Annotated in this window: 1 protein-coding gene; it reads left to right on the forward strand. The window is 71.0% G+C overall.

Annotated features, from left to right (window positions below; genetic code table 11):
- Positions 1-341 (forward strand): acyltransferase domain-containing protein (locus IH54_RS41130; RefSeq protein WP_043183733.1); only part of this gene is annotated, 341 nt, incomplete at both ends.

The raw sequence follows: 341 nt of genomic DNA on the forward strand, positions 1-341 counted from the left end.
ACACCGCTGCCATGGATGCGGGGTACTGGTTCACGAACCTGCGGCAGCCGGTCCGGTTCGACCAGGCCCTCTCCACCTTGCTGGCGGACGGGCACCGGGCCTTTGTCGAGGTCAGCCCGCATCCGGTGCTGCTGGGCGCGGTGGTGCAGGCGGCCGAAGCGGCGGTGGTCGAGGGTGTGGCGGCGGTGGGGACGCTGCGGCGCGAGGAAGGTGGGCGTGGCCAAGTCCTGCGTCAGGCGGCTGAGTTGTTCACCGCCGGTGTGGATGTCGACTGGTCGTCGTGGGTGTCCGGTGGGCGGCTCGTGGACCTGCCCACGTATGCCTTCGAGCGCCGGCGCTTC

This window comes from Streptomyces sp. NRRL F-5123 (assembly GCF_000721495.1).
Classification (GTDB): domain Bacteria; phylum Actinomycetota; class Actinomycetes; order Streptomycetales; family Streptomycetaceae; genus Actinacidiphila.